This is a genomic window from Halomonas sp. A3H3 (genome assembly GCF_000982975.1).
Taxonomy (GTDB): Bacteria; Pseudomonadota; Gammaproteobacteria; order Pseudomonadales; family Halomonadaceae; genus Vreelandella; species Vreelandella titanicae.
In genome coordinates, this window is record NZ_HG423343.1 from 4802717 (window position 1) to 4816603 (window position 13887).

Sequence of the window (13887 nt, forward strand, 5' to 3'; positions counted from 1 at the left end):
CGTTCCGTGCAAGTATCGGGCTTTGGTGAGTGTAGCCACCTTACCCCGCCATGACGCCTCGTATCCGCTTCCTGTTCGTCAGGCCAGCGTTTTGCCTCGGGCTGCCTTCAGATTCCCCCTCGCGAGGGACACCCTTGCCGTCGGCTAGCACTTCCCCTTGCAGGGCGTGCAGGGGACTTTCACCCCCAAGTCATCCTGAAGCACCACCCCCAGGAACAGCGCCGGTCAAGGCGCTGCGCGCCATGCCTGGCGCACTACCAAAAAACCCTCCAAGATTTATGGAGGGTTTATATTTTATTAACCTTATACAGAGTTAACAACATTTCATTTTATTGATCAAGATCTCTCGGGCTTTGCAATACCTATTAGCAAGGCTAACTTATAAGTAGTTGAGTAAATCTTAAAGTAATAACACAACAAATATGCCAAAAACTTTCTAGAAAATGAGAGTCCTTTTCTACCAAAAATATTTAACTGTCTTCGTGGAGGAAAATAGCCTTTAAGAAGAATTAAGAAAAAGGTATTTTTAGAAGCATTATTTTTATTGCATACTTCCCCACCGATCACCCTTTTGCGTTTTTTAAGCATAGCTTTCATATCGGCACGAGCAGGATGATTTACAATAACGTCTGGAGCATACTCAATAGATATACCTTTATCTTTTGCTCGCCAGCCCCACTCATTATCGCCTCCTGACATTAATGTATCGTTAAAAAGCCCAACCGTATCAAAGTGTTTCGCCAATGTAATCATATTGGCAGTTGCTGCTCCTCCAGTCTGAGCATATTTTTCCTGATCAAAGGCAAAAGCCTTCTCATAAATTTCGACTAGGGTAAGCTTATCAGACTTAAAAAAAAGCTCTATTTTTCCTGCTATTCGCTCTACGCCTTTATCAAAATGGTTAATAGCAGCTTCCAACCAGTAAGGATCCGGAATACAATCCGAATCAGTAAAAGCAATAATTTCACCTTTCGCCAATTTTAAAGCTGCATTTCTTGCAGCATATGATCCCGGCTTTCCCTCTTTAATGATACAGAAATTGTGAGGCAAAGAGAAATCAACAGGTGGTGTATCCTCTGGTGCATTATTTACAATAATAACTTCAAAATCATCCTGGGGAAATGTTTGGTTTTTCAAAGCATTAACACACAGCTTCAATCGAGCCCAATCATGATAAGTAGGCACAATTACTGAAGCTCTTGGGCTGCTAACCTTCGTAACCCCACCTGCATCCTCTATCGCACTTTTACATTTCACCGCTTTTTCAAATTCATAAAAAGACATTTAGTTGCTCTCCCCGTAATTATTAAAAACCTGAAATAATTGACGTCTGATGCTCAAGCGAAGTTTTCAGGCTTGGGGTGATATATTCCAGATAATTTCGTGTCAGGTGGTGGGTATCAGACCACATCAATCTTTCATCAAAATATGCCGGACATAATCCCTCAACACAAATTAATTCGGTAAAGTCTATGGAGATAAACAGAGGTATTTCACCTACATACGCATCTGCAGGATTAACAGATAGCAACACTTCTTCAATGGGTCGAGCGCATAGGCTTGCCTCATGACGGTTCTTCCAAACGCAATAGCTTGGATCACTTTCAAACCAAGGATTATCTCTTATACCCATTACTGGAATACCTAAAGCAGATATTTCCTTCCATTTTTCCACATGTCCAGCAGGAACAAACTCAACAGGATTCCCTACTACTAATCTATTATCACGGGGACGATTCGACCTCGTCGAATTTGTTATAACAAGATCAGGGGACAGGTCACTTAAATAATCAACAATATTTTCATTCCATAACTTACAAGTATCATTACCTTCCACAATTTCATAGCCAAGGGAACAAGAATTCTTTATGATACTTATCACTTTAAATCCATATTCATTCCCTAGAATTGAGAAAAAAGGCTCCCACTGACCTATATGTGACCCGCCTACGAGTGCGACTACATTTTCTGAAGAGGTATCTCCAAAATAACAAGATGAAATTTTGGACTCTGTAATGACCGTAGCACAACCATTATCTCTGTCCATGGTCTCGCCTAAGTCATTAGAAATGGCAGTAACATACCCATAGTTCAAATTGGAAGCATCGTCTTGTATAGAAATCTTACCGCCCTCGAATGCAGATTTTTTAAAATCAACTTTTACATCATGCAGATTTTCAATATAGTATTTAGCACCCAATCCAAGTGTAACCGAAGGAATGAAAAATGAAAAACCTGCAATATAGGAGATACAAACCCTAGACTTAGGTATTTTCCTAAAAGGCTTTTCAATCAACCAGGTCGTAATACTAGCCAGCAAAACTCCTAATACAACAATGGTCATACCTTTTACAACGCCTAAATTTGTTGTTTCATAATAGTGCTGAAAAAAAACCAATATCGGCCAGTGCCAAAGGTAAATGGTAAAAGACATGGCACCCAGCATGACAAGATATCTATTTGACAACAACCTATTCACCAGTGTACGTTTTTCAGGTTCGTTTCCTGAAATAATGATAAAAGCAGCTGAAACAACAGGAAATAGCGCGACATATCCAGGGAAATTCCAGTCGCTAGGAAATGCTATACCGATGCTAAAGAGAATAAAAACACCTAGAAAAGAGATGATTGATGCCGTTTTTTTATTCAACTTAATATAAGGAATAAATATAGCAACCAAGACACCGACTAGAAACTCCCAGACTCTTCCCAAAGGATTAAAATAGGCTGTGTTAGGAGTAAAATGCGTAGAGACCAACGAGTAAACAAAAGAAATAAAAAAAACTATAGAAACTCCCAACATTAAAGGTATCAATGATTTCATTTTGTTTGAAATATACAATAGTGGCCCAATAAGCAAAGGGAGAAAGGCATAGAATTGCACTTGAATTGATAGCGCCCAATACTGTTGAAAAGGGCTTGCTGGGTCTCCAATTTGTAAGTAATCAACCTCTCTTCTTATTAGCAATAAGTTTTCTAAATGCCCTGCGCTAAAAATAAATTCATGTATTGTAGCCACCCAGTAAACAGGTGGTACAAAAAAATAACTGAGAATGAAAGTCGTTAAGAGTACAACATAAGCGGATGGAGCCACCCGTTTAATAATTCCTCCCCAAAAATGAAAGGGCTTTATATTACCATCCCTTGCATACTGACGAAGCAACATTCCGGTCATTAGAAAACCAGATACAACGAAAAATACATCGACACCTCCAGATACCTTCTGAAACCAGATATGGAAAACAAGCACCAGCATCGCGCCGATGGCACGAACTCCTTGTATATCCTTACGATACTTGTTATCTAGAGTATAAACATCAAACGTTTTGTTCACTTCTATCCTCCTTAATAAATAGCAAAAACATTCAACACATCTACCCACAGATGCCCTTGAGGGCCTCCAGAGGAGAGTTTAAAGTCTGCGTAAAGGAGTTTTCGGCAAAAATAGATAATTTTCTTACTCATCAACGGGTATTTTCTAGAAAAACCAACCTCGAGTTAAATCAATTAGCTCCTAAGTAATCATTCATTAGTATTTTGATAAAATCATCTATGTATTTCGTATTCACTTGCTCACCATCTTCAGCATTAACCGTTAACACTGGTAGTCCTCTTTTCTCAAATTCCCCCGATCACTTTTTTTCTTTTTTTTGAGCTTTTCTACAATATTCAGCAATTTCATATTCATGTTTATTTTTATAATATGGCAACAGGTTAGGTTACCAGTCTTCCTATAACACATAAGAATGCGCTCCGCTATAATTTCTGGCCGAGCGGTCATATACACAATAAACCTTTTTTCCATCAGCTTACTAAATAAAGCCTTATCCTTTCCCCAATTATCACTAATTTCATATCTGAAGTGGTGAAAAAGACCTTCGTCTATTACCAACACAGTCGGAATTTTTTTATCTTCAACATATTTATCTCTTGCTCTTGGAGTAATAACGTACTGGGAATACTTAAACCTTTATTTTTCATTCTCCAAACTTATTAACTTGTAATCTAAAATTCTTTTATAAGCACTATCGATGTTCGTATTACGTTGTAGTCTGGCAATCCACAGTTTTGCAAGAATCAAACCTTTAATTAACCTCTTTTCTTCCATATAATCTATCAGAGTACTCTTTCCCACCCCTGGACACCCTACAACTTCTATAAAAAGTGATTTATTTGCGTTCTCTATCTGATAATCAAAGACACCTTTCACAAAAAAATGCGCCTTATACTTAAAAGTACGCAGTTGACCTAACCAGTTTTTTGCGATGAATTCTAATTGTGTCATGGCCAATCACCTAATAAGGAAAATGTTGCATAGATTTATTATTATTCGCTGAGATATGCTGACGTCAGACAGGATAGTTAGTGTTAGCGATACAACAGTTACCGCGAATCCTCTGAGAATTGCGCCGTTATTTAGACAGTTTACTTCACCACTTTAATTTCGAAAAAACCTCTGCAATAAAAAAGAAAATTTTTAACCACTTAGCACACGCTCCCGTAATCTACAGTAATATGACTGAGGTATTACTAGAGTCGCCAAGGTCATCCACTGGCGGGGCCGCATGCTAAATAGTATTAATGAGCATATATCTTTCTTAACCGACTTTCCAACTATCTTTTTTTCAACCGCCCATGACAATATTTTACGATTAATGGCGGCATTTAGATAATGTTTTTCAAGCCACGTCAGGCCAACTTCACATTCACTCTTTAAGTCTAAGCAAGGATGAATTTGAATCATATTATTTTTGTCGCTTACCACGCCACTATTATGAAGCAACCACATGCTCGTAACGGTGGGATCATAGTGAACCATTTTAAGACTGCATATAACTTTTAACCAAAAATAAACATCCCCAGCACGTCGGTATCGATCAACAGGAAAACCACCAAGGGCCATGAATGTATTTTTATGTATGCAAGCGCCGTTCATGTGAATGAAATCAGAACGTGAGAACGCTGCTAAAGCTTCCTGTCGACTCATGACTCCATTTTTTAGAGGTTCACTTCTCGGAATTACTATATTTCCTTCCATCTTCCGAAATGCATTTACAAAAAGATTAACAGATGGGTTTTCGGAAATAGCATTAGCAAACCTTGAAAGGTGGTCATACACAAGCAGGTCGTCTGCATCAAAAAAAACCAACCATTCAGCTGTTGCCTGCTGTGCTCCATAATTGCGTGCTGCGTAGCCACCTGGGCCTGGCTTATCTCGCTGGAACAATCGCAGCTTACCCTTGCGTTCCTCTTGCAATAAAATCTGGAGAGACCCATCTGTAGAGGCATCATCAACGACAATAATTTCAAAATTCTTAAAGGTCTGATTATAAAGACACGAGAGAGAGTCCAACAAAGTTGAAGCCTTGTTATGAACAGGCACTATGACAGAAAACTTATACATAAACTCACCTCGTCTTAAGCTATTAGCCAACTTTAGCCAAAAAACTATAAACTTTCACATTTATAAATTCTCAATGGAAGACATTGACTTTTAACCGGTGAGTCAATGTATTCAATTTCAGGTGAAAACAAAAAACCTTCAACCAACCCAGCTGTTACAATACCAGCTTTTTTTAACTGTCTTCTTCGTAATAATTTTAATATCATATATAAATCTAAACACATAATTTTTACTACGACATGAGCTGGACGATATTTTTTTGTGACAAATATTCTATTTCTTATTAAGTACTTATAATACTGAAGGCGTACCTCACTATTTTCAGAAATAATATTTAGCACTCCTTTCTCTTGCCGTAAATGCATCACTTTGCTGGCACCCACAACAAACCCGGGAACATCTTCCGTTATTCTTAATGTATATTCAGTATCCTCGCCCCATATGAACATATCGGAAATAGGCAAACCATACCTGTCAATGGTACCGCGGGGAACAAGAATAGATACAAAAGTTGCTCGATCAATGGAGACAACACCATATTGAGCAAATTTTGGCCAATCTTTATATCCAATATGATTAATTTTTTTGTTGATAGAAGGTGAATTAGTTACATAACCATTTTCAGTAAAAGCAGTAGAGATCAGGTAGGCTCTGTCAATACCATTTTCATCCAAGGTATTATCTGCTTCAATCAATCTTTGCAAGGCAAACGGCTCCGGAATGACATCATCGTCCATCATCCAGATATAATCAGCTCCTTCCTTATATGCGAGACGAAACCCAGCATTGAATCCACCTGCAGCACCTACATTCTGCGACAGCAAATACACTTTTAGATTCGGATAGTCCAATTCACTTAGCATTTCTTGTGTATTATCATCGCTAGCATTATCGACCACAATCACCTGGTCACAAATGCATGTTTGTGAATAAATGGCAGCTAAACATAGCTGTAGCAAATCCTGCCGATTGTAGGTGAGTATCACCGCGATCACCTTGCTCATAGTGTCCCCTGCATAATCATGCCCTTGAAAACTCAATACAGCGTTTAATTATTGACTAACATATACATGCGATTAATACGGCAGCACCTGACCTTAGTTACCATTTTAATATAATAAACATTTTTGTTTGATATAAAGAGAAGCCTGGAATTTCGTGCATTCGTAAAATGCAAATGGAGAACATACACACTTTATGTCGCTAATTATTTAGGATTATGCTATTCCAGGTGCGATCCCTAAAGCATATCAAAGATGAGCATCATTATAATTTCCAAAGGCTCACCCTTTTCAAGCGACGCCGGATGCTTCTTGGAATGTTATTATAAAAAAATTTAACAAAAGCAATTGGAAAATAGTAAAAAGGAGCTTTAAGCTGTCGTAATTTTTTTATACTAATTTTCAATGAATTAAATGTATAACTCAATCGATTTCCGACTTCAAAGCTCTGTCCTTCATGAAGTCGTTTAACTGTTAGCGGTAAATCCACTTGGTAAAATATAAAACCTTTTCTCAGAGCGCGTACCCACAGGTCTATATCGACCTGTCTAAACAATGCTTCATCGTACCCTCCAACCTCATCAAAAAATCGTCGAGAGAACAATATAGAGCTATGATTTATTGGATTGTTAACATAAAAACTATCACACCCCATTGGTGTGACGGAGAATCCTCTACTAATAACTAACTCCCCTTCCCCTTCTCCATAAACGATCTGGCTAGCTGTTACGACAAGCTCCACATTTGGAAATAGGCTTATAGTAGCGACCTGCTGCGCCAATTTTTCGGGTAGCCATTGGTCGTCTGCGTCGATATTGGCCAGCCACGGATAACGAGTATGATTGACAGCAAGGTTAAGCGCCCGCGCACGACCAACACCTTGCGTATCCACTAACTGAACCTGGACAGGGGCCATGTGACGTAACTTCTTGAGCACTTCCCAGGTATCATCGTCTGACCCATCGTTGACCACAACAACTTCTTTAGGTAGATAGGTTTGAGAAAAAACGGAAGAAAGACTTGATTCCAGGTATTTGGATCCATTTTTCACAGTCATAATGACAGAAATATCAATCTGATTCATTAGGCCACCTCCATGGCATCAGACAAGCTGATGATGAGAACCTTTTCTATTAATAATAATTATCATTAACAGACAGTAAAAACTCACTAGCATATTAACTACAGAACTAACAATTTATTTAGCCAGAAAATAATTTATATCTCTTTTCTATCGGCGAAATTTCATATTGACTACTTTCCATATCAATAATTTTATTTTATTCTTGGCAAAACGAGCCCCAAGCTGATCTTCAGGATTATATATACGGCTATCACTAAAACAGAAAACAGGCTTACCTGCTTCTCGACAAATTAGTTTTGCTTGATAAGAATTAAACTCGACAAACAAGTCCGCCGTGGATGCAACAAAAGTCTCAACCTTGAATTTCACCTGCGAATCAATAGTCATGACATTCTTATTATTTTTCTTCATAACGAGATTACGATACGAAACCCCGTTATCCATCAGTAAAGCTTCTACCTTATGTCGGTTTGACTCACTCTGAGACGTAACGATTGTATCGATATCTCTTGAAGGAAGGTAACGAAAGCGTGTAGTACCTGTATCATCGCAAAGTTCGTTTTCTGACATCATCCCCTCAAGACAAATACAAGACCTACTCATTACATTATGATGAAATATATTCCATTCAAAAGCTCTTGGATGGGGAAGAAATTCAAGAATAATATCTACATCACTTCTGATTGGCTTGCCTGAGTAAATAGCCAGTGTCGATGCACGTGCTGCTAACCAATCGGGGAGCGCGTTAATTTCGTTTCTTATTGAACCTCCGGTCATTATACTGTCGTCTACAATAAGAACTTTTTGTGCCTCCCAGGGAGAGTTCAAATCTTTTCTCACGCATCGCGTAAGCCCTTTTTTCAATGGATAATTATTAACCCAGGATGAAATATCCGTACAATTTATATTTAGTGCAAGTGCAATCATGTAGGCGGGAACCATACCACTTCTTGGTACCCCGACGACTAAGTCCCAGTCACCAGAAAATTTTTCAAAATTCTTTGTAATATCCCTGCCGAGATCACCATATGACTTGAACTGAATCTGCATTAAGTTTTCTCCGACAACTCGCTCAATATTTTCAGCAACAGCTATCTACCACCCATTTAGCTGATACAGATAGATATATGGTGACCACCAATCGAAATACCTATTGCATCAGTGATGCCGCAGCTATTAAATTAGATAAAATCAGGAAATTAGTATCGAGGCTGTTAGTACTTTTGCAGGGTATAATGTAGATAACACGCAGCACTACGCTACAATTTTATTTAGCAGTAATAGTATCAAATGGTTTTTGCACCCTATTACGAAGCTCTGGTTTTCCTATACCCATTGCTTCAAGCATAACGGCATTGACTTTATGCACATCGTATTTATCTTTAGCAATCTCGTGGGAGCGCTGTCCCATGGTTTTAACTAAAGCTGGTCTGTCAATAAAGTGTTGCATGGCTTTAACAAGCGCATCGACATTTTTTACAGGTATCAAGTAGCCGTTATCGCCATTAGTGACGGTTTCTCGACATCCAGGTGCATCGGTAGTGATGACCGCTCGCCCCATAGACATGGCTTCCAGAATTGAGCGCGGCGTGCCTTCTCGGTAATAACTAGGCAGTACAAAAACGCTACTCTCGGCAAGTGCCAGGCGCACATCATTCAGCCAACCCAAGTGTTCAAGCGATCCCTCTCCCACCCAAGTATCCAGCTCTTGTTGCGAAATCGTATCGGGGTTGCTGTCGATATCACCAGCCAGTTGAAATACTACCTCAGGGTGCTGCTGCTTGATTCGCCTAGCTGCCTCAGCGTACTGGCGGACACCTTTGTCTGCCAACAAGCGAGCAACCAATAAAAAACGTGGCGGCCCATCAGGTAAAGGGGCTGTAGCAAAATGCGCCATATCGACCCCTGACCCATTGAGCACTTGGGAAGGTACGCGATCGCGTAGTATTCCCAAATCACGAAATAAGCTTTCATCATCGGGGTTCTGGAAAAACACCTTATCCACCTTATTCAAAGCTGCCGAATAAAGTCTACGCACCAGATGGAAAACCAGAGCGCGCTTACCGCGTGCCTCTCCGGCAAAGGCATATCCCAGGCCAGTGATCAATGCATAACGTTGAGGAACCTTCGCCAGCCAAGCCGCCAACATCCCATACACCACCGGCTTGATGGTATATGCCAGAACGACATCGGGTCGTATATTACGCATCAACAAGTAAAGTGCTTTTAGCGTCAAAAAATCATACCACGGGTTAAGGCCTGTTCGTTGCATGGGGATATCGTGAACAAATACTCCCCAAGCCTCTAACTGGCGGCATGTCCTTGGATCATCATGTAACCCTGGTGATGCCGCATGTACTTCTAATCCTGCACTAATCAGGCTTTGTACGAGCGGCCCCCGAAAATTGACTAAGGAATAGCTTGAGCCCGACACTAGCAGAAAGCGACGTTTTGGTTTATTAAGCTTAGAGTTCATGCTGCCTCCTCAACGAACACCAGATAGTAAAAAATTACCAGCTAAAAACATATAAATTCGAAAATATAAACGCCTACTTATAATAAAGACCCATGCATAACATAAATGCATCCTTAAAGTAGTGAATATAAACAAAACCATGTGATACATGGAATATTTAATTAGAAGCTAGATATGAAGATTCTAATGGGCTGGGCCTACCTACTGAATAATAAGTAAATCCTTTCGCCCTCATTCGGCGCGGCTCATAAATATTACGCCCATCAAAGATAGTGGGTTCAGTTAATTTCTCTTTAATAAGATCAAAATCAGGTGCACGGAAGTTCTGCCACTCCGTGACGATAATCAAGGCGTCAGTATTCTTTAAAGCTGCTTCTTTGGTTCCACAAAGGATTAAGTGATCATGACTCCCGTAGAGACGCTGAGCTTCTTCCATGGCTTCCGGATCATAAGCCTGCACCTTGGCACCAGCTGCCCAAAGTGCCTCCATTAGTACCCTGCTGGGGGCATCGCGCATATCATCAGTGTTGGGCTTGAATGAAAGCCCCCAAATGGCGAAGGTCTTACCCTTTAATTCAGCATGGAAGTGCTGGCTTATCTTATTGAATAGCGTGTTTTTTTGCTCTTTATTACGCGACTCCACTGCTTTGAGTAATTTGGCGTCAAAATCAATGGTATTCGAGACGTGGATAAGAGCCTGCAGATCTTTAGGAAAGCACGAACCGCCATAGCCCACACCGGGATAAATGAAGTCGTAACCAATGCGTGGATCCGAGCCTATTCCTTTACGCACCGCCTCAATATCGGCACCCAGACGCTCAGCCAGGTTTGCCATTTCGTTCATAAAACTGATTTTGGTAGCCAACATACAATTAGCTGCATACTTGGTCAGTTCGGCACTTTTTACATCCATCACGATGATCTTGTCGTGATTACGATTGAAGGGGGCGTATAGCTCGCGCATGACTTCAATCGTGGCATCGCACTCTGTGCCGATAATAATACGATCAGGCTTTTGGCAGTCTACGACCGCACTACCTTCTTTTAAAAACTCAGGATTAGACACCACGTCAAACGCGATATCATTGCGTCCGCGCCTTTCCAGCACTTTTTCCACCTCGTCACGCACTTTGTCAGCACTACCTACAGGTACGGTGGATTTGTTAATGATAATTTGGTTCTGCTCCATATGTTCGGCAATGGTGGCAGCCACAGTGAGAACGTACTTGAGATCAGCACTACCGTCTTCGTCCGGTGGAGTTCCCACAGCAATAAACTGCACTTGGCCATGGTTGACTCCCGCGGCCGCATCGGTAGAAAACTCAAGGCGCCCAGCGGCGTAGTTCTCTTTTACTAAAGATTCTAGACCAGGTTCATAAATAGGGATGTTGCCCTGCCTAAGTTGTTCGACCTTATGATCATCTAGATCGATGCAAACAACATGATGGCCAACTTCAGCCAGAATAGTTCCTTGAACCAGGCCTACGTAACCCGTGCCGAAAACTGTAACGTTCATTGGATTTCCTAACTGGAGAGTAAAGTGGTGAGAAAAATTAGAGAGAAGTTTTATTTAGGCAAGCTATGAATTTCACTTATGGTGCTGCTCGCCTTATTTGGCGAATAGTAACTTCGATACCATTCGACAAACTTGGCAACGCCATGAAAAACTGATGTGGCGGGCCTATAACCAACCTTTTTTTCTAATTCACTTGAATCCGCATAAGTGTCTGGAACATCGCCAGGCTGCAAAGGCAGTAGATCCTTGATGGCCTTTCTACCTAATGCTTTTTCAATGGCTTCGATATAGATGTTGACCGTCACAGGATCATTATTGCCAATGTTGAAGATACGAAATGGCGCATTGCTGGTAGCAGGGTCAGGGTTATCGCTATTCCACTCAAAAGCAGGAGTGGCTATATCATCACTGGCGCGAATAACGCCCTCAACAATATCATCCACATAGGTGAAGTCGCGGGTATGGCAGCCATAATTGAAAACCTGGATGGGCTCATTGGCCAAAATATTTTTGGTGAATTTAAAAAGCGCCATATCTGGGCGCCCCCAGGGGCCATAGACGGTGAAAAACCTTAGCCCGGTGGTCGGTAATCCAAACAAATGACTATAACTGTGGGCCATCATTTCATTGGCTTTTTTGGTGGCAGCATAAAATTGCAGTGGATGGTTGGCTCCTTCATGCTCGGAAAACGGCATTAAAGTATTAGCGCCATAAACACTACTGGTACTGGCGTACGTCAGGTGCGCAATGCTGGAGTAACGACACGCCTCCAAAACATTAGTAAACCCAATCAAGTTACTTTCCACATAACTAAGTGGGTTTTCCAGCGAATAACGAACCCCTGCTTGGGCAGCTAGATGAATAACTCGGTCAAAGTGGTGTTCATTAAAACACTCGGCCACCGCCTGTTGATCAGCTAGATTAGCGCGAATAGAAAGGTAGTCGTTTCTTGTCTCTTTCGCCGTCTGCTCAAGAATTTTTAGGCGCGCCTCCTTAATGGCAGGGTCATAATAGTCATTGACGCTATCAAAGCCGACGACACTATCACCGCGCTCCAGTAGCCGCTTGGCAGTGTGAAAGCCGATGAATCCGGCATGGCCGGTAACAAGAATCTTCATTTAATAACTCCATGACGTGGGAGGAATAGAGGGCATTGGCAGGAGTAGGGCAAATAACAGCGCTAATCTCAGCTGCGTACAAAGCGCTGAATATGGCGCCAGCTCACTCGCCTCAAGCCATCCAACGTCAAGGGCACCAGAGCCACTGAACGCACCATGGCAAGTAACGGACGCGGAAGCTCACTCAGACATAAGGTTCGCGGCAGGCCGGTATAGGGAAACCAACATTGTCGATAGGAGCTCTGCCGGGCTGAAGGAGGTAAATCGCCGGTAAAAATCGAAGGTACGGCGTACCAGGCATAGTTGCCTTTCAGCGTCTTTATTTCGTCAGAACCGGGCTGTAGAAACTCGAAATCGATAATCTTTAGCCCTTGGCAAGGGTCATAGATAAGGTCATGCGGATTAAGATCGATGCATTCATAGCCAAGACTGCGATAGTGCAAAATAACGGCTCTCACGCGCTCGATGGCCCAGATAGGCAGCAAACCATGATTAGAAAAAGGCGCACGAGGCGATAAAATGCGTTCCATGCAATTGGCATAGCGCTCAAACACTAGATAATGAGTACCGACTTCTAGCAGACGGGATACTTCTGGCAGAGAGGCACCGAGTTCACGCGCCTTTACTTCACGCTCTAGGTAGCGCTCACGCCCAGGCCGAAATGTCTTGCAAATCGCCTCAGTGCCATGAAAATCCACCAGCTCTACTTTGGCTCGGCAAACCTCTTTACTTAGGTCAGCTAATACCGGGTAAGGTGTGCGAAATGCTGCATCGTTGCTTAGGGCTGCTTCACGTATCTTACCGATCTGCTCGGGCACCAAGGTTTTGAGATACTTAAACGCCTGATCCGCATCGCGGGAGCAATGTATCGGACTCTGTTGTTCTGCTTTGCTCTCCTCTGGAGAGAGCGTGGCACTGAAGGTTGCCCTGATGGTAGGTAGTCTTAAATTGGGAGAGTCACTCGACATCCGCTTCACCGGTACTGGATGGACATCCTGTACCACAAGCAGAAAAACTGGCGGCGACCCACTGCTGGCAAAATTTCCTTGCTCTTGTCCATCATCAAGAACCCACTGAGCGAGCGCCTGTTGCTGCCCACTTTCGATTGGCACGCTACACAACACATTAAATCCATAGTGATCAAGCAACTTAAGAAGGGTGTCCAAATACGCCAACTCACACTCTCTAATCAGAAAAACAGTAATCCCGGATAGCCACTCTTGTTGCTCGTCATCAGATTGTTTGTTCGTCATGACTTGCCTCCTTGTGCTAAAGAGAGCACTTATTT

11 protein-coding genes are annotated in these 13887 nt (G+C 41.8%); all 11 read right to left on the reverse strand.

The window, feature by feature from the left end:
* Positions 1-336: 336 nt before the first annotated feature.
* The gene (locus tag HALA3H3_RS21845; protein WP_022523683.1) at positions 337-1284 is read right to left on the reverse strand and encodes a glycosyltransferase family 2 protein; all 948 of its coding nucleotides are present in this window, start codon (positions 1282-1284) and stop codon (positions 337-339) included.
* Between the two features lie 22 nt (positions 1285-1306).
* Positions 1307-3334, reverse strand: coding sequence for an acyltransferase family protein (locus tag HALA3H3_RS21850; RefSeq protein ID WP_022523684.1), 2028 nt, complete (start codon positions 3332-3334; stop codon positions 1307-1309).
* A gap of 636 nt (positions 3335-3970) precedes the next feature.
* Positions 3971-4285, reverse strand: a complete 315-nt coding sequence (locus tag HALA3H3_RS21860; RefSeq protein ID WP_022523686.1) for a hypothetical protein — start codon at positions 4283-4285, stop codon at positions 3971-3973.
* Positions 4286-4477: 192 nt separating this feature from the next.
* The gene (locus tag HALA3H3_RS21865; RefSeq protein WP_022523687.1) at positions 4478-5404 is read right to left on the reverse strand and encodes a glycosyltransferase family A protein; all 927 of its coding nucleotides are present in this window, start codon (positions 5402-5404) and stop codon (positions 4478-4480) included.
* Positions 5405-5448: 44 nt separating this feature from the next.
* Positions 5449-6408 (reverse strand): glycosyltransferase family 2 protein, encoded by a 960-nt coding sequence (locus HALA3H3_RS21870; RefSeq protein ID WP_022523688.1) that lies wholly within the window; start codon positions 6406-6408, stop codon positions 5449-5451.
* 262 nt (positions 6409-6670) lie between these two features.
* Positions 6671-7489, reverse strand: a complete 819-nt coding sequence (locus HALA3H3_RS21875) for a glycosyltransferase family 2 protein (RefSeq protein ID WP_022523689.1) — start codon at positions 7487-7489, stop codon at positions 6671-6673.
* A gap of 147 nt (positions 7490-7636) precedes the next feature.
* Positions 7637-8539: a phosphoribosyltransferase gene (locus HALA3H3_RS21880; RefSeq protein WP_009286553.1), complete on the reverse strand. Its 903-nt coding sequence runs from the start codon at positions 8537-8539 to the stop codon at positions 7637-7639.
* 217 nt (positions 8540-8756) lie between these two features.
* Positions 8757-9965: a glycosyltransferase family 4 protein gene (locus HALA3H3_RS21885; protein WP_009286552.1), complete on the reverse strand. Its 1209-nt coding sequence runs from the start codon at positions 9963-9965 to the stop codon at positions 8757-8759.
* A 157-nt stretch (positions 9966-10122) separates the two neighbouring features.
* Positions 10123-11481, reverse strand: coding sequence for a UDP-glucose dehydrogenase family protein (locus tag HALA3H3_RS21890; protein WP_022523690.1), 1359 nt, complete (start codon positions 11479-11481; stop codon positions 10123-10125).
* Positions 11482-11531: 50 nt separating this feature from the next.
* Positions 11532-12599 carry an NAD-dependent epimerase gene (locus tag HALA3H3_RS21895; RefSeq protein ID WP_022523691.1) on the reverse strand — a complete coding sequence of 356 codons (1068 nt, stop codon included), beginning with the start codon at positions 12597-12599 and terminating at the stop codon, positions 11532-11534.
* A 68-nt stretch (positions 12600-12667) separates the two neighbouring features.
* The gene (locus tag HALA3H3_RS21900; protein WP_022523692.1) at positions 12668-13852 is read right to left on the reverse strand and encodes a hypothetical protein; all 1185 of its coding nucleotides are present in this window, start codon (positions 13850-13852) and stop codon (positions 12668-12670) included.
* Positions 13853-13887 lie beyond the last annotated feature (35 nt).